General features: G+C 49.8%; 18 protein-coding genes and 1 pseudogene. 7 read left to right on the top strand and 12 right to left on the bottom strand.

Going from position 1 to position 21060, the window contains the following annotated elements:
* Window positions 1-127: 127 nt before the first annotated feature.
* The 5 genes from J0X00_RS00400 to J0X00_RS00420 all read right to left on the bottom strand — a co-directional run bounded on the left by J0X00_RS00400 (window position 128) and on the right by J0X00_RS00420 (window position 7430).
* A complete protein-coding gene (locus J0X00_RS00400) occupies window positions 128-1072 on the bottom strand; it encodes an oxidoreductase (RefSeq protein ID WP_282476716.1) in 945 nt (314 codons plus the stop codon).
* A 123-nt stretch (window positions 1073-1195) separates the two neighbouring features.
* The gene (fabF, locus tag J0X00_RS00405) at window positions 1196-2482 is read right to left on the bottom strand and encodes a beta-ketoacyl-ACP synthase II (protein WP_136483903.1); all 1287 of its coding nucleotides are present in this window, start codon (window positions 2480-2482) and stop codon (window positions 1196-1198) included.
* Between the two features lie 80 nt (window positions 2483-2562).
* Entirely contained in the window at window positions 2563-5622 is a 3060-nt protein-coding gene (locus J0X00_RS00410; RefSeq protein ID WP_282476717.1) for an efflux RND transporter permease subunit, read from the bottom strand.
* Entirely contained in the window at window positions 5619-6734 is a 1116-nt protein-coding gene (locus J0X00_RS00415; RefSeq protein ID WP_282476718.1) for an efflux RND transporter periplasmic adaptor subunit, read from the bottom strand. Before J0X00_RS00415 ends, J0X00_RS00410 begins: the two co-directional genes overlap by 4 nt.
* A 78-nt stretch (window positions 6735-6812) precedes the next feature.
* On the bottom strand, window positions 6813-7430 hold the full coding sequence (locus tag J0X00_RS00420; protein WP_218562092.1) for a TetR/AcrR family transcriptional regulator: 618 nt from the start codon (window positions 7428-7430) through the stop codon (window positions 6813-6815).
* 502 nt (window positions 7431-7932) lie between these two features.
* Between J0X00_RS00420 and J0X00_RS00425 the strand changes: the two are divergent.
* A pseudogene (locus J0X00_RS00425) lies at window positions 7933-8306 on the top strand (transposase); the annotation flags it as partial.
* 16 nt (window positions 8307-8322) lie between these two features.
* On the opposite strand, the gene bluB reads toward J0X00_RS00425, so the two are convergent.
* From bluB to J0X00_RS00440, 3 genes are all read right to left on the bottom strand, one after another.
* Entirely contained in the window at window positions 8323-8970 is a 648-nt protein-coding gene (gene bluB, locus J0X00_RS00430; protein ID WP_282476719.1) for a 5,6-dimethylbenzimidazole synthase, read from the bottom strand.
* A 123-nt stretch (window positions 8971-9093) separates the two neighbouring features.
* The gene (locus tag J0X00_RS00435; RefSeq protein WP_282476720.1) at window positions 9094-10707 is read right to left on the bottom strand and encodes a sensor domain-containing diguanylate cyclase; all 1614 of its coding nucleotides are present in this window, start codon (window positions 10705-10707) and stop codon (window positions 9094-9096) included.
* Window positions 10708-10926: 219 nt separating this feature from the next.
* Complete coding sequence (locus tag J0X00_RS00440; RefSeq protein WP_282476721.1) at window positions 10927-11379, bottom strand: pyridoxamine 5'-phosphate oxidase family protein; 453 nt, start codon at window positions 11377-11379, stop codon at window positions 10927-10929.
* Window positions 11380-11717: 338 nt separating this feature from the next.
* Here J0X00_RS00440 and J0X00_RS00445 point away from each other — a divergent pair, with 338 nt between their 5' ends.
* The 5 genes from J0X00_RS00445 (at window position 11718) to J0X00_RS00465 (ending at window position 17767) form a co-directional block, all read left to right on the top strand.
* Window positions 11718-12203 carry a hypothetical protein gene (locus J0X00_RS00445; protein WP_282476722.1) on the top strand — a complete coding sequence of 162 codons (486 nt, stop codon included), beginning with the start codon at window positions 11718-11720 and terminating at the stop codon, window positions 12201-12203.
* A 176-nt stretch (window positions 12204-12379) separates the two neighbouring features.
* Window positions 12380-14215 (top strand): protein translocase subunit SecD, encoded by a 1836-nt coding sequence (secD, locus tag J0X00_RS00450; protein WP_282476723.1) that lies wholly within the window; start codon window positions 12380-12382, stop codon window positions 14213-14215.
* Window positions 14216-14218: 3 nt separating this feature from the next.
* Window positions 14219-15121 (top strand): protein translocase subunit SecF, encoded by a 903-nt coding sequence (gene secF / locus J0X00_RS00455; protein WP_282476724.1) that lies wholly within the window; start codon window positions 14219-14221, stop codon window positions 15119-15121.
* 313 nt (window positions 15122-15434) lie between these two features.
* The gene (locus J0X00_RS00460; protein ID WP_282477008.1) at window positions 15435-16433 is read left to right on the top strand and encodes a phospholipase A; all 999 of its coding nucleotides are present in this window, start codon (window positions 15435-15437) and stop codon (window positions 16431-16433) included.
* A gap of 335 nt (window positions 16434-16768) precedes the next feature.
* Entirely contained in the window at window positions 16769-17767 is a 999-nt protein-coding gene (locus J0X00_RS00465) for a branched-chain amino acid aminotransferase (RefSeq protein WP_282476725.1), read from the top strand.
* Window positions 17768-18003: 236 nt separating this feature from the next.
* Here the strand turns inward: J0X00_RS00465 and J0X00_RS00470 are convergent, their stop codons facing one another.
* Complete coding sequence (locus J0X00_RS00470; RefSeq protein ID WP_206208384.1) at window positions 18004-18558, bottom strand: DUF3750 domain-containing protein; 555 nt, start codon at window positions 18556-18558, stop codon at window positions 18004-18006.
* A 274-nt stretch (window positions 18559-18832) separates the two neighbouring features.
* Here J0X00_RS00470 and J0X00_RS00475 point away from each other — a divergent pair, with 274 nt between their 5' ends.
* A complete protein-coding gene (locus tag J0X00_RS00475; protein ID WP_136483893.1) occupies window positions 18833-19195 on the top strand; it encodes a DnaJ family domain-containing protein in 363 nt (120 codons plus the stop codon).
* On the opposite strand, the gene J0X00_RS00480 is transcribed toward J0X00_RS00475, so the two are convergent.
* The 3 genes from J0X00_RS00480 to thpR all read right to left on the bottom strand — a co-directional run bounded on the left by J0X00_RS00480 (window position 19192) and on the right by thpR (window position 20967).
* The gene (locus J0X00_RS00480; RefSeq protein ID WP_136483892.1) at window positions 19192-19770 is read right to left on the bottom strand and encodes a cold shock and DUF1294 domain-containing protein; all 579 of its coding nucleotides are present in this window, start codon (window positions 19768-19770) and stop codon (window positions 19192-19194) included. The two genes, J0X00_RS00475 and J0X00_RS00480, sit on opposite strands and share 4 nt — an antisense overlap.
* 160 nt (window positions 19771-19930) lie before the next feature.
* Window positions 19931-20287: a hypothetical protein gene (locus J0X00_RS00485; protein ID WP_218561495.1), complete on the bottom strand. Its 357-nt coding sequence runs from the start codon at window positions 20285-20287 to the stop codon at window positions 19931-19933.
* Window positions 20288-20421: 134 nt separating this feature from the next.
* Window positions 20422-20967 carry an RNA 2',3'-cyclic phosphodiesterase gene (thpR, locus tag J0X00_RS00490; protein WP_282476726.1) on the bottom strand — a complete coding sequence of 182 codons (546 nt, stop codon included), beginning with the start codon at window positions 20965-20967 and terminating at the stop codon, window positions 20422-20424.
* Window positions 20968-21060 lie beyond the last annotated feature (93 nt).

Genomic DNA, 21060 nt, shown 5'->3' on the forward strand with positions numbered 1-21060 from the left:
CCACAAGCTAAGGTCTCGTTGTCATTTAGATAACCCAGATACCAATCTTCCTATAGAACTTCCTCTAGAAAGCCCGTCAACATTTGTGAGCGGGCTTTGTTCTCGTTAGATCTTCAATATCACACTTTCATTGCCTGTCACTCTTGAACGATGGCGTGCACTGCGGTAATCCGGGATCAATTCCCGTCATGGCAACAGAGATATCCCAGAGTCGACGAGCAAGTGCTTCATCCGTTGCCCGCGCTGTGCGAGCAGACTCCCCAGACACACCTCGTATACCGCCAAAGCCAATCGGCCCATAATAACCACCGGATAGTACTGGAGCGGTTGCGGCCTGTAGCGTGGGCCAAGCGCCCTGTGCGGCGTTGTTGAGCAATAAACCCACCAGTGGCAATAGCATTTGGATAGGTCCCATATAACGACCAAGATTGGTCGCAGCTAATCCCGGGTGGCAGCCGACCGCGGTGATTGATGAGCCAGAAGCACGCAGACGACGATCCAGCTCAAACAAAAATAACGCATTGGCCAGTTTACTAGCAGCATAACGCTGTGTTCGGTTGTAGCTCCTCTCAGCATTAAGATCATCCCAATCTATGCTCGCATGTCGATGGGCTATGCTAGAAGTCACCACCACTCGGCTCCCTTTAGTTTTGGCAAGTGTAGGCAGCAGAAGAGATGTGAACGCAAAACATCCTAGATGATTAACGCCAAATTGAAGTTCATAGCCTTGTTTGGTATGTGTCAAAGGCGGGGTCATCACGCCTGCATTATTGATTAGTACATCAATACGTGATTCTTTCGATAATTGACTAACAGCCTCACGGATACTATCAATATTGCTCTGATCGTAAGGCAGAAAAGATAGATCGGCAGTAGGGCTTAACTGTTGAATTTGGGCGATGGCTTGCGTCGCCTTTTCCTTTGACCTACAAGCCATAATAACCCGAGCACCACGTGCAGCGAGCACTCGGGCGACTTCAAAGCCGATACCTGTGTTTGCTCCGGTGACAATGAAACATTTGCCCGATTGATCAGGGACATTGGCTTCCGTAAACCCAGTTAACTTTGACATATTTTCACACTTCCTTATTGAGTGGATGCCCACTCATTTTTAAGTAAAATCGACTTGGAAGTCCTCTTCCTTTATAGAACAACGCCTGCGTAAAGTAATAACGCTGCGACTGAGTGATATGCGTCAGACAGACGACCAACGTCGCAATACAATACTGGCATTCACTCCACCAAACCCAAACCCGTTTGACAGTGCATGCTGGATTTGCATTTTACGCGCGTGCAAGGCAACCAAATCAAGGCCATCCGCTGCCGTATCTGGGCTGATAAGGTTTAACGTTGGCGGAACAATCTGGTCGCGAAGAGAAAGCACGCTAAAGATAGCCTCAATCCCTCCGGCGGCGCCCAATAAATGACCGGTACTCGACTTAGTTGACGTGATAGCCGGGGAAGAACCTTCACTAAATACCGCCTTGATAGCCGCCAGTTCGCTTTTATCGCCAACTTGTGTAGAAGTCGCATGGGCGTTGATATGCTGTATCTCGTGTGGATCAATACCTGCTTGTTTGAGCGCTTTTTTCATGGCGCGCTCGGCACCATTACCGTCTTCTGGGCCTGCGGTTAAGTGATATGCATCAGCGCTGGTACCATACCCAACAATTTCAGCTAAAGGCCGAGCCCCCCTAGCTTGTGCATGCGCCAACGACTCAATGACCAGCAATCCCGCGCCTTCAGCCATCACAAATCCGTCCCGGTCTCGATCAAACGGGCGTGAAGCCTGTTGAGGATTATCGTTAAAGCCTGTCGATAGCGCGCGAGCAGCAGCAAAACATCCGAGAGTAACTCGGTCAACTGCGGCCTCTGTTCCACCGCATATTGCAATATCAGCCTCGCCACTGCGAATCATCCGAGCCGCATCCCCTATAGCCTGAACCCCAGCGGCACAAGCGGTGACGGGGGCACCCAATGGACCTTTAAATCCATATTTTATGGAAACTTGCCCTGCCGCCATGTTGGCTAAAAACGAAGGGGCAGTAAAAGGTGATAGACGACGAGGACCACGGGAATCCGTGGTGCGAACAGCTTCTGCAATCGCGCCAAAACCGCCCACACCAGAGGCAATAATAGTGGCGGTTCGTTCTTGTTCCTCTTGCGTAACCGGGCGCCAATTAGCTTGTGTCAATGCTTCTTCGGCAGCAACCAGGGCAAATTCGATGAAGCGATCCATCTTTTTCCGTTCTTTCGTCGCAATGAAATGATCGGGGTTGTAGCCAGCGAGTGGATCTTCTTCCAAGCTGGGGACTCGACCTCCCACCGCTGTTCCTATGCCAGCCGTTAACTCATCGGACAATATCCGAATACCTGACTGCCCAGCTAATAAGCGCTGCCATGTTGCCTCTGTACCAACCCCTAAGGGACTTACGGTCCCCATTCCTGTGATGACAATTCTCATTTCTTCAGCTCTGTTCATGGATGACCTCTAGTGTTATTTCCTTTTACATATGGCTCGATAGTAGGCAGTCGCATAAGCTTCTTTGCATGATACGTTTCTCAAGCGTTTGACCTTATCTTGAACCAAATCGAATACATGGCAGGTAAGAAAACCAATGTTAAAACGGTTCCGGCAAACGTCCCACCAATCAGCGTGTAAGCCAATGTTCCCCAGAACACAGAGTGTGTGAGCGGAATAAAGGCTAGAATTGCGGCCAACGCTGTAAGGATTACAGGGCGAGCACGTTGAACCGTAGCTTCAACGACTGCATTGAGCGGGTCCAATCCGGATAATTCGTTATGACGGATTTGGCCAAGTAAAATGAGCGTGTTACGCATTAAAATGCCAGACAATGCTATCAATCCAACTAATGCATTAATGCCGAATGGTTGCTGGAACAAAAGCAAAGTAGGCACCACACCAATGAGTCCCAAAGGACTGGTTAAAAACACCATCACCATGCCGGCAAATGAGCGCACTTGGAGGATGATAATCAGTAGCGTGATAGCAATCATGATGGGGAAAATCGGCAACATGGCGACACTGGCCTTGCCTGATTCCTCTATAGAACCCGCTTCCACAATGTGATAGCCGCTAGGCAATTTTTGTATAATAGGTTGTAACTGCTGAGTAATAACATGCGATACGTCTGGCGGTTGTAAGCCTTCGGCAATATCACCGCGCACAGTAATCGTTGGCACCCGATCTCGACGGCGCATGATCGGCTCTTCCATTCGTATCTCAACATTTCCTATCTGGGATAAAGGAATACGTTCCCCGTGGACACCTGCTAACGTGAAGTTTTCTATTTGAGACGGATCAAGCCGTGTTTCGCCCGATGAGCGAGCGATCACCTGAACAGTACGAATATCTTCCCGCACACTCGTTACGGGAACACCGTTTAACAAGAACTGTAACTGTTGAGCGACACTACTGGAGTTCACCCCCAGAGCCTGAAGTCTGTCCTGCTGCAATGAGAAATGTACGGTAGGTACACGAGTTCCCCAATCTGAGTTCACAGTGCGCATCATGGGACTTGCTTTCATAACCTGTTGTACTTCATTCGCAATGTCGCGCAATGTATCTGGATTAGGACCGGTTACCCGATACGCCACTGGAAATGGTGAGTAAGGGCCGAATACCAGTTGAGTCACACGCACTCTTGCTTCCGGCGCTAAACCATCAGCGATAGCTCGGCGCAGACGATGTTTTAACACCTCGCGCTCTTCTTGGTTGTCAGTACGAATAACAATTTTGGCAAAAGAAGGATCAGGGAGCTCTGGGCCCACCGAGAAGAAGAACCTTGGCGCCCCCTGACCGATATAAGTGGTCACAATCCTGGCTTCTTTTTGTTGCGCTAACCACTGTTCAACTTTGGCTGCAGCAGCGCTGGTCTGAGTGATGGAAGTACCGTAAGGCATCTGCACTTCAACCAACACTTCCGGTCGGTCAGAAATAGGGAAAAACTGCTTCTTAACGACCGACATCCCCAGTACAGCGATAACAAACAGGCTTACGACTGATACCGCGACCCACCATTTTTTAGCAATGACCCGCCCCAGAAACCGGCGGAATTGGTTGTAACGTGGCGTATTATAAATTGCGCCATGCCCACCTTCGACTTTCTTAAAGTCGGGCAATAGCTTAACCCCCAGGTATGGCGTAAATACCACTGCCACGACCCAGGATGCGATGAGTGCTGTACCGACGATCCAGAACATATTGCTGGTATATTCACCGGCAGCAGAACGTGCAAAACCGTTGGGCATAAATCCAACCGCGGTAACCAGTGTTCCTGATAGCATGGGAGCTGCAGTCAGACTCCAGGCATAGGATGACGCGGCGATACGGCTATAACCTTCCTCCATTTTCACCACCATCATTTCGATAGCAATGATGGCGTCATCCACCAGTAACCCCAATGCCAGAATCAAAGAGCCGAGCGTGATACGGTCAAAGTTCTTCCCCGTCGCCAGCATGACAACAAAAACAATGGCAAGCGTTAAAGGCACAGCCGCAGCAACAATAATACCTGGACGCCATCCCATACTCACAAAGCTTACCAGCATCACAACAGCCAATGCCGCGAAGAATTTGATCATAAACTCATCGACTGCCGCATGAATGTTCACGGCCTGATCGGTTACCTTGGATAGGCTCATACCCAAAGGCATTTCGGCATTAATCCCGCCAACTTCCTCGTCAAGCGATTTGCCCAGATCAAGGCCATTCCAGCCATCACGCATAACGATACCCAGTAACAGCGCGGGCTCGCCGCCATTACGGACTATGAATGTAGCCGGATCTTCATAACCGCGCTTTACCGTGGCAATATCTGACAGCTTTAACGTCTGCCCTTTCACAACAATAGGGGTATCGCGTATTTTTTTTAAGTTGTCGAAAGCCCCGTCCAAACGAATAAAAACTTCTGGTCCTTTGGTTTCAACCGAACCTGCGGGCGTCAGCACGTTTTGATTGTTGAGCGCAGCAAAAACTTCTTGTGGACTTACTCCTAATGTTGCCAAACGTTCATGAGAAAACTCCACATAAATACGTTCTGGCTGTTCACCGATAATATTAACCTTTTTAACCCCAGGGACATGAAGCAGACGTTGACGCAGAGATTCTGCATCACGAACCAGTAATCGTTGCGACTCGCCTTTGGCTTTGAGTGCATACAGCGCAAAAGTGACATCGGAATATTCGTCATTAATGAATGGCCCCATGACACCAGCAGGAAGATTACGAATTTCGTCGCCGATTTTTTTACGGGCCTGATAAAACTGCTGCTGTACTTCAGATGGAGGCGTTTTATCCAACAAGGTCAACGTGGTAAAGGCGAGTCCCGGACGCGTGAAGGTTTCGGTACGGTCATACCAACTTAGCTCCTGCATCCGTTTTTCGATCTTCTCGGCAACCTGCTCCTGCATTTCCTGAGCAGTCGCTCCGGGCCAGGCGGTGACAATTGTCATCACCTTGATGGTAAAAGAAGGATCCTCAGCGCGGCCTAGCTTAAAGAATGAGGTTACGCCAGCAATAGAAATCAACAGTATGAGAAATAGCGTGACGGCGCGTTCACGTACTGCGAGCGCGGAAAGGTTGAAACGACTCTCGCTCATGGACGCGATCCCTCTGCAACAGACCCGGAAGAAGAAACCGCAACTCGCACCTGTTCACCGTCGCGTAACAGATGAGCGCCGAGAGCGACGACTTGAGCACCATGTTGGATTGAGCCACTAACAAGCGCAGAATCATCGTCAAGATCTATAACCGTGACGGGATGCCAAGAGACTTTGGCTGGCTCGCCATCGACACTCCAAACGCCAGTTCCTTTACCCGCATCAAACAACGCACCAATCGGTACTTGCAACCCTGTTGTTGAAACGGAACGTTCGTTGGTTACGTTAATGGTAACGGTTGAGCCCAAAGGCGCATTTTGCAGTGCGCCGTTAAGCACATATCTTGCTTCAAAAGTACGGGTGGCGGGGTCTGCGGCATCTGAAAGCTGTCTGAGCGTTGCAACCGACCTCATATCAGGACGGCCAAAAAGATGAGCTTGCCCAGGGGAACCCAATGCAGGACGCAAGGTTTCAGGTAACTGGATCACCGCTTCCCGAGCTCCTGCATGCGCAACTCGGACCACTATCTGACCAGCGCTCACAACTTGTCCCGGCTCAGCAAGGGTTTCAACGACTGTCCCATCAGCATCGGCAACAAGATCCGTATAATGGGTAGCATTGATTGCTACTTCCGCTTGCGCTAGGGCTGCACGAAGCTGAGCCTGTGCGGTATCCGCCGCCGCTTTTACTTCATCATAAGCAGAATCTGATATAGCCCCAGTACCGCGTAACTTTCGGTAACGAGCCTCATCTTCTGCCACTTGTTTGGCTCTTACCCTAGCCGCTACAACAGCTTCTTGTTGGGCGTGAGCAGCAAGTTGCAGGTCGATAGGATCAAGCTGCATCAACACTTGTCCCTTTTTCACAACCTGTCCGGTATCCACCAGGCGTTTTAGTACCTTACCTGATACTCGAAAACCAAGGTCGCTTTCTATTCGAGCCGCTATGACACCAGTGAAAGAGCGCGATTCGGCGCTGGACGCAGCGATCGTAACGGTCCGCACCAGAGGCGCTTCAGTACGGGGATCGGCTTGCTTTTCTTCACCGCAAGCCGTTAAGGCCAGCGGTAAAGCAGTGATAATTGCGATTTTCAGTATGTTGTGACGAGACATACATAAGCCTCCATGAAGGACTGTTCAGGAGTGCAATTATCATTCTAGTGACCAATTTAGTCAACAGTCACTTTTAGACTACGGAGCAAGACTGCGAAGAACCAGATTAGAGAGCTGTACCGGGGCCTCTTCAATCACGTCAAAATTGTATTGCAGCATAAGAGGATTCATATAAGGTCGCATGACAAGATAAATAGCTGCCGTCATTTCATCTAATGGTGTTTTACGCTCAAAATCCCCTGCTTGGCGCCCTTCTCGAAGAATTTCTTGCAGTAACGCCTTGATGTTTTGCTCATACTGAATGGTTGCCTGCCAACGTTCAGCGGCAGCGGATGCTGCAATTTCATAGAGCTTTTGGTCTTGAGAAAATAAACGAAAGCTTGCCTGAACAATTTCTTTAAACATCCGACGCAGCTTCTCTGGCGCCTGATCAACATCTTCTATCGCTTTTCGAACATCGGCCTCAATCCCACCTAAGCAGTTTGTACAGATACTTTCGCCAATAGCCTGTTTAGAAGAAAAGAACTTGTATATATATGCCTTTGAAAAACCGATTGATTTTGCCAAATCTGAGACAGTGGTTTTACCGTAACCGTAGCGGCTGAAATGTTCTGTGGCGGCGATAACTATCTGATCCCGCACATCATGCGCGACTGGGCCTCGCTTCAAACTGGAGTGGTTATATTCGTCATTCATAGCCTTATCTCTGACTTTCATTAATTAAATTGTAAATTCTAACCCTTCATGGATACGATAACAACGAGTGAATAAATTGTAATTTAGTCACACTCGTTCTAAAGATAATCCTCCGTTCGCAACAAGTGGCAACTACCGCCGCTCCCCCCTATCGCCGCTTCCCTGAAAACTATCGCCGCTTCCCTGAAAACTTGATGGCGAGGATTCCAAGAAGAACAACTGATTTATTGTTGCGCTCTTGTCATACCTCAGAACCTTGAATCAATTCAGGCAACAAGATGAAAGCAGCCATCGTTTGGCTGCTTAATAAAGAATAATGCCCACTGCACTCAGGCGTTGTTTTAGAGGATAAAGGTTGTGCGATGAAACGTATTAGTAAAACTAAGTCATGTGACAGCACATCACAGAACAGACTCAATTGACGCTAGCACACCATGGGGCGTGCGACATGAAGTCGCATGAAGCGCTGTTCACGGCTCAACGAGTGAACCATCTGGCTCATCCGATTAGAAAGGGAGCGCAATATACAGTGATAGCCAAACTAGGTCGAGGACGAGAGTTGGTTGAACTTACGTTGCCACTGCAAGCTCAACGCAGTGGGTAGACGCCACCAAAACAATCCAAGTAAGGTTAATCGCCAAGACCATCAAAGGAAAAGAAGTCCGTTTATTAACGTCTATGACGAACGCAACGAAATATCCGGGAGCAGATATAGCGGAGCTTGACAGTCATCGTTGTGAAATTGAGCTGGGATATCGTGGAATGACACAGGACATGCTTCAAAATCAGCTTACCTTGAGAAGTAACACTCCAGAACTCGTGACACAAGAGTTTTGGGGAATGTTGATGGCCTATAACTTATTGCGATTCTTGATGTATAAGAGGGTTTACGTTATTTCTTTGACCATTTGCCTCTGTGGATTAGCGAATTGATGTCTTCCCGCGGTAACCAGCCAAATTGTTCCAGCTCGGGTTTGTCATTGAATTTCGATACATAGCCGAGGCACAGATAACCGATGATTTCGATTTCCTCCGGAATATCCAGCGTATCGCGCAAGACCTCATCATGAATAATACTCACCCAGCCAAAACCTAAGTTTTCCGCACGCGCCGCCAGCCACATGTTCTGGATCGCACACACGGTACTGTAGAGGTCCATTTCTGGTTTGATGGTACGGCCAATTACCACTGGGCCATTGCGTTGGCGATCGCAGGTCACACAGATGCCGAGCGGGGCTTCCATGATACCTTCCAGCTTAAAGCTCTTGTAGGTTTGTTGCTTATCAGCGGCAAACTGCTCGGCAGATTCCGCACTGGCAGCTTGGTAGCCGGCCTTAATTGCCTGCTTGGTATTAGGATCGGTGACCAGGATAAAATCCCACGGCTGCATAAAGCCAACGCTCGGTGCGTGATGTCCGGCCATGAGTATCCGTTCTACAACCTCATCCGGTATCGGTTCAGGTATAAAGTCGCGGCGCACATCGCGGCGCGAAAAAATTACTTTATACAGGGCATCTCTCTCGGTTTCGTTAATTCTCATAGTCACCTCGTAACACGAAGCGGGGATTCTGCAATTAACGCGACCATATTGCTACTTTTAATCTCCAAAGCAGCCAATTTTAATGACCAAATTAACAATAGCACCTTTCAATAGCATCAATTATCAGCGTAAAGGCAAGCCTTTTGCCCCCAAGGGCGGAGGCGTGTCATCTCTTGTCGACGACGCTTTGATTTCCGTTCGGTTACGGCCGTTATGTTTCGCCTGGTAAAGTGCATCATCGGCGTTTTTCAGGATGGCATTGATGGGTTCACCGGCGCTGTCCCAATAAGAGACACCAATCGAAATGGTGACCTGCCCTACGGTGTCAAACGGATAGTTTTCAATCGCTTTGCGAATCCGCTCAGCGGAATTAAACGCCTGGTTTACATCGGTCTTAGTGAGGAAAGCAATAAATTCTTCACCACCCGCCCGGCACACCACATCGTTATCACGCGCCTGTTTCTTAATCATCTGGGCGACGCTTTTGAGCAGTTCGTCCCCGACATCATGACCAAAGGTATCATTGACTCGTTTGAAGTAATCCACATCCAAAGCCAGCACTGCAAACGGGGTATGCTGCCCACACAGGCGGTCAACGGCTTTCTCTAAACCACGGCGGTTGAGTAAACCGGTCATCGGGTCAGTCAGTGTATCGTTCTGCAGTTGATCTATGGTGTTAGACACAATACCCAACGCATTAAGGAAGGTGCGCTTCAGATGCGAGGCTTCAAAGTACCACGGTTTTATCTGGGTCAGATCATCCATTGCCGCGGAGTGACTGTCGAAGTTTCTCACCGCGCTCGCCAGTTGCCATAACGGTTTGGAAATGAAGAACGCCGAGATCCAAATAATCAGCAGGGTTAGCAGGGCGATTGGCAGCGTTTCCAGAACAACATTCCACATCTGCTGATCCAAATTGGAGAGGGTCAGCTCTTTGGGGCGCTGGGCGACAATGCCCCACCCAGCGAGGGCTACAGGAGCGTAACCCGCCAGCATTTCGGTGCCCTGCGAGTTAAACATAGTCTGGCTGCCCTTTTCACCTTCCAGTACGGTATTAATTGCCTTGTTGTTCACAATCACCTGGCCGACTCTGCGCTTATCCGGATGGTAAATCAGTGTATGCCCGCGGTCGACAACATACAGATAAGAACCGTCTTTATAACTGTGTTTTCCAAGTAAGGTGGTTAAAATGTTCTTCTGTTCCAGATAGATACTACCTGCCACATAGCCTAAGTAGTCACCATTTACGGCAAAAATGGGATAGGAAATACTGATGAGGTAGTTGCCGGCCGGTGAAACAAACGGATTGGTCACGAGCGGCTCTTGTGATCGCAGGGATTGCAAAGCCCTGTCGCTGGTTAAACGTATCCCTTTCACCTCAATGGTTTCGGGCGAAATGGACACGATCACGCCGTCAGCATTGACGATAAAGGCGGAGTTAAAGGAATCGGTCTGGTTTTTCAGCCGATCCACTTCCTTGCTGAGCAATTTAGTGTCCTGCATTTCCGTGCTGAGCGACTGGGCACTGTATTTAAGCTGCGACATGGCCGAATCGATAAATGCATCCGTCATTTCTGCCATTTTTTCCGCGTAAACACGATTGGATTCCAGCGTGTTATTGATGATCAGATCATGCTGGACGCGATAAATGGAGTAAAACGCATTAAACAGGGTCACCACTACGCTGAATACACACAAAACCAGGATCAGTTTTCCCAAATTTAATTTATCCAACATCTGCCCACTGTCTCCATCTTTCGCTGACCTGTCACTGGCCTTTGCACCCAATCTAAACGACTCCAGCTGAACCTGCAACTAATGTCTTATAACGTCTTTTTCTCAATTCGAAACCATTGCAGCTTGTTAACAATTTTAAGATTGGATAAGCGCCTCCCCAAGCCGAATGATGGCGACCAAGTTCGGTATTTTAACGCCGTAAACCCTGATTTATCGCAATCAACGCTCTACCTGATAAGTTTTCAGAGCGCTTTCAACCTGACTCTCTGGCGTAGTATCGGCAAAAAGGAAATAACTCGGCGCCTGCACTTTTGCCACTGACTCAACGCGAATTTCAAAGATGCTCAGTATCGGATAACGCTCATCCGCCATCTGACGCAAGTGCGTTAAATACCCTTCCCAGCAGCTGTCCTGCGCTTTCACCACTCGCGCGATACCCTGCACTTTGAATCCGCGTTGCTCAAAGATATCGATAAATGAGACGCACACTTTGGCATTGGAGAATATATTCTGTTCACTTTGTGGTGATGCGATATTGGCGATCAGCATCAGCTCGTCGTCGACAAAAGTAAACATCTCTTTGGGTGAAACATTGGGTGTGGCATCCGCATCCGTTGTCGCCAGCCAGCACAGCACACTTTTTTGTGCATATTCCCTAAGGTTCATCATCATCTCCCGTTCGCTTTGTGGCTCTGTCGTTCTGCAGTTCTAGGCGAGTAAAATTGCGCAAAATACATTCAAAACCATAGATTAACGTCTGGCCAGATACAATATGCCATGCTTAAAGTTATTTTAACTTTTGTAACCAAGCACATATTTTACGTGCAATAACATGATTCTTGTCAGTGTGACTTTGATGACGGTGCCATCTTGCAGTCACCAAACAGGTCGATAAGTCAGCTGAAATCAGAGCGGCCGCATGCAAAACCCGATGCAAATGACCAAAATTTTACTTGAGCCCCGTCACGCCCGGCCTTACACTGCGAGCTTGTTATTGAAGTAGGCGCTGTATGTCCTGGCACATGATTCGTATTTTCTGGTTATCGCTGATTGCGCTGGTTTTGCCTGCGCAGGCCTTGGCGTCGCTGGATAATAACAAATCAGCATCAGGTAAAGCCGCCGCAACGCTGAGCGCGCTGCTACATCAGAGTGACGAACCAGAATCTCCGGCCCAGCCTCAGGCACCACAGAGCGAAACCCATCACGCCGGATCCAAAGCGGCACTGATCAATTCTGTTCGCTGGGCCCGGAGCGCAGGTTATAACGGACGAGAAGGCTATAACGGACGAGAAGGTTATAACAGCTACGATGGCGACCCGGATCTGCTTGATACTGTCGCGTCCTTCTATCCCGTTACCGATCCTCACCAGACAATCCATCTGGCGCAGTCGACTTCTCCTGCTCCATATCAGGACTTTCATTCCTCCTATCGTCTTTCCGGCTGGAAAGAGACCAATGCCATGTATGTGGCGTTAAACAGCCAGTATTTCTGCTGATATTCCCGAAACCATTATCGGCGCCTGATAACACGCGCTGAGCATTCCAGCGTTGCATGATGTGCTCGTACCCAGCGCAGTGCCGAATACGATATTCATTGCACTGACGTAACAAGCCCTCTTCAACGCTGCACATTACCGCTTTTAAACTCGGCTCGTTTGCCGAGGGGATATCTATGAAGAAAAACCCAACCAAAGCACCAAAACGTGTGCTTAACCACTATTCGGCCTGGAAATACGTGGTGCTTGTCGTCACCGTGGTGGTGCTGGCCCTGAGTGCAATTCCAACCTGGTATGGCGAGCAACCATCGATCCAGATTCAGTCATCACAACCTAACAGCACTTTGTCTGATGTAACTTCCGTCAACCGGTATCTGAGCCAGCAAGGCATTCAGGCGCAAAAAATTACCCAGCAAGGCGACAGTCTGGTGCTGGTATTTGATAACGAGACCGATCAGGCCCATGCCCGCAAAGTGCTGGATACGCAGCTCAGCGCCAATGACAGTATTACTTACTCTTATGTTTCGGTTGCGCCGCAATGGCTGCAGAATCTGGGCTTTAATCCGATTAAGCTTGGCCTGGATTTACGTGGCGGCGTACAGTTTTTGCTCAATGTGGACGTCGATAAAGCATTCCAGGAGCAGCGCGATACCATGATTGACGAGGTCAAAGATATGCTTCGCAGCGAGCGCCTGCGTGGCGTACGTGTCGCTGCGCAGGGTGTGGAGGGATTGCAGGTTGATACCCAGTCAGATGAAGCGCTGGGCAAAATTACCACTTACCTGAAGCAGAACTACACCGGTTGGGAAATCAAGCGTCAGTCAAATACGCTCAGCGTGCTGCCGACCGCACAGAATAAGCTCGATTTTCAGTCTGCGACGATTCAGCAAAACCTGAAAATCATGCGTGACCGAATTGAAGAACTCGGCATTACGGAGGCTCTGGTCCAACGCCAGGGTGAACACAGCATCCGTATCGAACTGCCGGGTGTCCAGGATCCGTCCCAGGCAAAAAATGTGATCGGTGCAACCGCCAGCCTGGCATTCTATGAAGCCAAAACCGGCGACGAAGCTTTGTCACGCGATAATCTGGTACTCAAGGATAACGAGGGTAAAGCCGTCGTTCTCAATAAACGTCCGGTTCTGACCGGCGATCACATTGTCAATGCCCGTGCCGGGGTCGATAAAATGGGCTTCTCTGAAGTCAACATTTCTCTCGATCATGCTGGCGGCAAGGTAATGAGTGATTTCTCCGGCAAACACATCGGCAAACCGATGGCGACCGTGTATCGCGAATACAAAACCAACGCGCGCGGTGAAACCGAGCGCAGCGAACGGGTAATCAGTGTCGCGACCATCCAGTCACAGCTGGGCAGTCAGTTCCGCATTACCGGAGCAGGTTCGACCGATGAAGCCCAGCAGCTGGCTCTGCTGCTGCGTGCCGGCTCGCTGACAGCGCCGGTCACCATTGTCGAAGAACGCACTATCGGCGCCTCACTCGGTGCAGAGAACATTCACAATGGCTTTGCCGCCCTGGCGTTAGGCCTTGCCATGACCCTGACCTTTATGGCGCTGTGGTACCGCCGCCTGGGCTGGGTTGCCAATACCGCGCTGGTGATCAACATGGTCTCTTTGCTCGGGCTGATTGGTCTGCTGCCGGGTGCAGTGCTGACCCTGCCGGGGATTGCCGGACTGGTACTGACTGTCGGTATGGCGGTCGACACCAACGTACTGATTTTTGAGCGTATCAAAGATAAGCTGGCTGAAGGGCGCAGCTTCGCTCAGGCGATTGATCTCGGCTTTAGCAGCGCGTTCAGTACTATCCTCGATGCCAATATCACCACCATGATCACGGCACTTATCCTCTACTCCATCGGTAACGGTCCGATTCAGGGCTTTGCTCTGACTCTGGGACTGGGTCTGCTGACCAGTATGTTTACCGGCGTGTTCGCTTCACGCGCACTAATAAATCTGATTTGGGGACGCGACGGCCGTCGTGATGTAAGGGTATAAATCATGCTTCAATTTCTTAAAACTCGCATTCGTCGTATTCGCTACATCACCAGCCTGGTGTCTATCTCGCTAATGGTGATTTCTCTGGCCGCTTTTGCCATGCGTGGCCTTAATATGGGACTGGATTTTACCGGCGGTATGGTTACAGAAGCCGTGATCAGCCAGACGGTCACCAACCATGATTTACTCAATGTGCTGCAACCGGCATTGGGAGAGTCCACATCGGTCACCAAATCCGGCGAAGAGGGTCGCTGGGTGATTCGCTACCCGCTGGCAACTGAAGGCCAGGCCGCAGCGGATATCAATCAGCTTCTGCACCAGGTGTCTGATAACGTAGACATCATCAGCAACAGTATGGTCGGATCGCAGGTCGGCCAGGATCTGGTTGATCAGGGCGGCCTGGCTCTGCTTATCAGTATGCTGTGTATCCTTGGTTACCTCTGTTTCCGCTTTGAGTGGCGTCTGGCAAGTGGCGCGTTACTGGCGCTGATCCACGATGTGGTACTGGTACTGGGCTTCTTTGCTCTGACCCAAATGGAATTCAACCTGACGGTGTTCGCCGCAGTGCTGGCAATTCTCGGCTACTCACTCAACGATTCGATCATCATTGCTGACCGGATTCGTGAACTGCTGGTAGCCAGACAGGGCACGCCAACCGAGGAGATTAACGATCAGGCCGTTGTCGCGACGTTCTCGCGCACCATGGTCACCTCAGGTACGACGCTGATCACCGTTGCGGCACTATGGCTGATGGGCGGCGCGCCGTTGGAAGGTTTTGCAACCGCCATGTTCATCGGAATTATTTCCGGCACCTGGTCCTCGATTTCAATCGGTACCGTGTTGCCGGAATGGCTCAAACTTGAGCCTCGTCATTACCTGCCGGTAGAAGTGGATTTAGCCCCGTAAACCGGGTTAAACCTAAACAACCATTTTGGCCTGTGAATCTCAACGGATTGCCAGGCAGCAAAAAGGGACATGCCTGATCGCATGTCCCTTTTTTACCACGTCAATTTTGCAATAAAGAAACGTTAGTTTTGAAATACCGGTCAGTGATAATCCGACTAAATAACTGTGATACATCTCTTGCTAAGAGAGGATATTTAGCGTAGCAATAACACTGCTTTTACAACAATCAAGAAAATAGCAATTATACTTCAGAGGTTTAACTACCACTTTTTGCCAAGGAACCCACATGGAAGCGACGCTAAAGATGACGACGCTGCAGACGACGATGCTACAGACGACATTGCTAGCCACACTATTTCTGTCACCATTCATCGAAGCGGAAGAACTGTCCGATTATGACCGCTGTCTGCTTAACGCCACTCGCGGACAGAGCGGTGAAATGACCATAGATGAAGTGCGTCAGCGCTGTGAACTGCCAGAGGAAGAAGAACCGACTGAGGAGCCGGAGCTGCTGACTCAACGGCGGGAATTAGAAAAAAGCACCGAGTTCCAGCCGTTTGTGATAACCCCACACAAGATGAACTACATTCTGCCGCTCACCTATACCGACAGCGTTAACCGCGAGGCTTATCAGGACACTGGCTGGGCCGAGGATCTGCGTAAAGCGGAAGCCGAATTTCAAATCAGTTTTAAAATCCCGCTGAATTACACCGATATGCTGTTTGAAGATGATGCCCTGTTCTTTGGTTTCACCCTGCGTTCCTACTGGCAGGTTTACGCCGGTTCCATTTCGCGCCCTTTCCGTGAAACCAACTACCAGCCGGAACTGTTCTACTTCACGCCGACCGTTTGGAAACCCTTTGGCGGCAACACCTGGCTCGGGGTTGGCATTGAGCATCAGTCCAACGGCCAGCGCCAGGATCTGTCACGCAGCTGGAACCGTATCTACGGTTCATTTACCTATGAAAAGAATCGTCTGGCGGTCAACTTCCGCCCTTGGTGGCGTATTCCGGAAGACAGTAAGAGTTACGCCGACGACCCGGACGGTGATGACAACCCGGATATCCGTGACTACATGGGCAATTTCGAGCTCAGCGCAGTGTATAAATGGGACAGTGTGGCATTGAACTTCATGGGCCGGGAAAACTTTGAGACCCACAACGGCTACGCGGAGCTAGGCATGACCTTCCCTATCTGGGGCAAGGTGCGCGGCTATGCGAAATACTCCACCGGCTACGGTGAGAACCTGATTGATTACAACCATAAGCAGCAGCGTTTTGGCCTCGGGATCGCGATAACCGATATCCTTTAATCAGCGAGCATGCTCAAAGGGCTGAGCGACAACGCTAAGCCCTTTTCTGCTCGCCGTCGACAAGCAGGCACAATGATTAATACCATCAATCATTGTCCTGATAACATATAGCCAAAAGCGGTGAATTGACGTCTTTCCTCCCCTCTGCCCGGTAAGCACAGCCCTGCGATTAAAGGGACTGGCACACAGAACGCCCGAATCTGTGACTTTTACTTTCTTACTGACGGAATCTGTTTTAGTATTTTGATATTAAGTCTTGGACGACTAATCTCTCGCCTGCCCAAACTTAATCTAACACTTCATCAAATAAATACAGTAATTAGGAAATCATAATAATGGCGGCTTTTGGTAGCGTGTTCATGCCTAAAATGGCTTTAGCAACATACGAAAATAATCAATGGAATGACGCTCAGATCGTTTCATCAGACAGCATCTCACTGCATCCGGGCGCACACGTACTGCACTACTCAAGTACTTGCTTTGAAGGCCTGAAAGCATTCCGTCACGAAGACGGCAGTGTGCATGTTTTCCGTATGGATCAGAACGTTGAGCGTTTCTCACAAAGCAGCAAGTTGCTATCTCTACCTGAGCTGGACAAGGCGCAAGTCTCGCAGATGATCACTGATATCGTTACAGAATTCGCTTCTGACGTTCCACAACCACCAGGCTCTATGTACATTCGTCCAACGCACATTGGTACAGAGCCTGCTATTGGTAAGGCGGCGGCAGCTTCCGTCTCTTCAATGATGTATATCCTGTTGTCACCAGTAGGTGATTACTTCGCTGGCGGCGCACACGCTCTGCGTCTGCTGCTGGACGAAGAAGGTCAGCGCTGTGCACCACACATGGGTATGATCAAGAGCGGCGGTAACTACGCCAGTGCGCTGGCTCCAACTCTGGAAGCAAAACAAAAATATCAGGCCGACCAGGTTCTGTTTTGTCCAAACGGTTACATCACTGAAACTGGCGCGGCAAACTTCCTGCTGGTTGACGGTAACGAGATCATAACCAAAGCACTGGACTCAACCTTCCTGCACGGCGTAACCCGTTCAAGCATCCTGACCATTGCTAAAGATCTGGGCATGACGGTCACTGAACGAGAAGTCTCTGTTGAAGAGTTGCTGGAGCGCGCTGCTAAACCAGGAGTGGAAGCCATGCTGTCTGGTACGGCTGCAGTTCTGACCTCTGTCGGCACTCTGATCCACAACGGTAAAGATTACAAAGTCGGCAGCGGCGAGATTGGCCCTATCGCACAGAAACTGCGCCAGACACTGAATGATATTCAGTGGGGTAAAGCGCCAGATACCCACAACTGGCTGACTAAAATCGCTTAATGTCGGGTTAGCCGTGTGTCGTTTGCCGGACAGGTCCATCACTTAAATCAGTCGTTCGTTTAAAGTGACTGACCTGACAGCCGTCATACGCCAACCACGAAAACTCAAAAGCCCGCTGTCATAGCGGGCTTTTTGTTTTGCGCAATTTTTGCCTATTTGGCTAAGCTTGGTTTGCTTGGTCACTCTTACCTTGTTTAGCCAATATACGTTTGCTTAGGCAAGCTTGATATTAAGGGTTAATCTGCGTAGCCGCTGCCGATGGCACGAAACGGCATTTTCAGCCCCAGTTCCGGCACTTGCTTACCGACCCAGGCCGGGAAAGTGTTGCTGTTTGGTCCCGGAAACAGGGTGTATTCATTGGCCCACGGATACAAGCCTACCACCTTCTGTACTTTCGGGATCAACTGCTCAGCTTTTTCGCCCTGAATCGACAGTACTTTTTCAGGTTTTGCTCCGTACCAGTAACGGTCAGGCGTTACCGTCTGGTACTGATAGAGTGCCGGCTGACCGCGGTCAACCCGCCAACCAACCACCTCGTACACGGTATATTCTTCAGCATCCTGCGGTTTGAGCGCCATCCAGGTATGCACGGCAAACCAGCCGCGCCAACTGAACGCATCAGCGGCGTAAAACTCAATCACCGCCTGTTTGTCATTCTGCGGATCAGGGGCGATGCCTGCCGGTTCACGGCTGGCAGAACGCCAGTCGCTCTGGGTACAGCCACTGAGCATCGCCGCGACTGACACCAATAAAATCTGCACCATACGGTTAAAACCCAGCTTCTTCCTCATGCTCATCCCCTCTGCCATCACTTATTGTTCTGAAACTCTCTCGTTGATCTGAAGCACTCTCGTTATTTTAGCCTCTGGTTATCTTAACGCTTTCTTTACCTTCGCCCTTTTACCCTATCAAACCCGGAGTCCTGATTAAAATCGTCAATAAACAACAAAAATGTTGCATGGTATTTCATTCACCACCAGGGTCAGTTGTGCAGCAGGCCACAGGCTATCCCTATTGATATACGGCCTTGAGTGAGTAAGCTGATCACTCAAACAGGAGAAACTGATGAGTACACTGGTCGACAAAATCGCAGAACAGCGCATTCAGGCGGCGTTTGATAACGGCAACATGGATGATTTACCCGGCAAAGGTGAGCCATTGCAGTTAGATGATGACAGCATGGTGCCCGAGCAACTGCGTATGGGCTATCGGGTGTTGAAGAATGCCGGTTATATTCCGCCGGAGCTTGCTGAGCGTAATCAGGCAATGTCGTTATGTGATCTAATGGCCCGTTGCGCGGAAGGATCACCGCAGCGCTGTGATGCAGAACATAAACTGCGCCAATTAGAACTACGAATGCGGATGCAAGGTGTGGACACCCGCTTCTTGCACCGCTACTTACGCTCCTTACAAACCGGAGAGCATTAAGGTAACCAATGCTGAATCAAGGCGTGGCCCGGCTGAGACAACGTCCAGCTGAAGGCCGCGATATTCAAAACGATGGTCAGCCAGAGAATAGCCTTAAACGGTTGCTTTTGCGATTTATGCCGCAACTGATTTTGTGCCCACAGTGCTCCGGGCCAGCCGCCTGCCAACGCTAAAAGGTGCAAGGTTTTTTCCGGTATGCGCCAGGTGCCCTGCAGCGCCGCATTTTTATCCCTGGCATACACCAGGTAGGTAACCAGACTGAGCAGCAGATAGAGCGGGATAAAGACCACCGCGCCGCCCATCAGCAGGGTTGTACCACTGACAAACACTACAAACGCACAGCCGAATACCACCGCTAGCGGAAGGCTGGCGGCCCCTTGCATGTTAACATTCACCGCATTGATACGCCCCTGGCTGTCACGCCCAAGCTCAAAGCAGACTTTGGCATTCACTTTGGGCCGTAAGCCCTTTTTTCTCAGCTCCGATACATGGACAAAGATTTTGCGTTTGCGCTCCGGCGTCACAATAAAACCATAGCCTTTATCGTCATACCACTCGCTGATTTTACCCTGCATATGATTGGAATTTCCCAGCCTGTTGTTTTGCCTGAGTTTAACTGATATCTGAGCGTTAGAGACAAGCGCTAAGTCAGTTTGACGTAAATCCGCGCAAAACAGGCATTAAAAAAGGCGAACAACCGTGTTCGCCTTTCTGGCGCTAAGGGATGACTGAGGTTTAATAGGTTTTACTCTTTTTATCCTGTTTCATCATCTTATCCTGATCCATCATTTTATCTTTGTTGTCATCACGATCCATATGACGTTCCAGTTTAGCTTCACACTCTTTAGCACTGCGGCCTGATTTTTCGCAGTCCTGCAGCTTCATTTTATACTGCGCACGCTCTTCTTCGGACATGCCCATCATATCTTTGTGCATTTGATCCATTTCTTGATCCGACATCATCATACCCTGACTGTTCTGCTTCGCACTGTCAGACATCATGTTTTCACCCTGCTTATGATGATTGGCCATCGCACTGGCGGAAAATCCCAGCACCAATCCAAGCAGCATGACTGAGGTTACATTTTTCATTGCCGTTCTCGCTTCTTGTTATGAGGTTTGCTTTGCTGACGAACTCAATGTTCAACCGCATCGTGATCGAATAAAATCGCCGCCAAGATCTCCTCAATTGTAGTCCATTCTCCATCATGCAACCGCCGCATGCGTTAACTTTGAGCCACCAGCCTTTCATACCGTGGCTGATAGCGCAGTTTTCCGTTTACATGAGCACTTTCCATCAAAGCCACAGAATGCACTGACAAATCCGTGTCCGGCATACCCAGCGCATCCATCGGCTGATACAGCTCGACACGACGCCCCAGTGTGATATGAGGGCGATAGCGCCGGTTTTCCGGTGTAAAGCCATTTAATGCAAGTAACCCGCGCAGCTCAGCCTGCAACGCCATTAACCTGTCGTCCGGCTTTACACCCAGCCAGATCAGCCGCCCGCCTTTGATATCGAAATGACCCAGTTGACGACTGTGTAGCAAATGGGGTGGTTCGCTCTCCAACTGAGTCAGTAATACCCCCAACTGTGCTAAATCGGCATCGCTGACTGCGCCGATAAATTCCAGCGTGAGGTGAAAATTGCCATCGTGGGTAAAACTGCCGTGTGCAGCGTTTCTTTTCAGTGTATCGCGGCTGCGTTGCAGCATCTCCTGCGCCTTCGTATCGAAAGTCAGCGCAAAGAAGCACCGTGTGTTGTCGGACATCGCCGTTCTCCGTCAGATGATCGATATAAGCATACCTCATCATGGCATACAGCTCTGGTTCTGATATGCAAATGATTTAACCTGATAAGCATC

The sequence above is a fragment of the Vibrio sp. ABG19 genome (assembly GCF_029962385.1).
In the GTDB taxonomy this organism is placed as follows: Bacteria; Pseudomonadota; Gammaproteobacteria; order Enterobacterales; family Vibrionaceae; genus Vibrio; species Vibrio ostreae.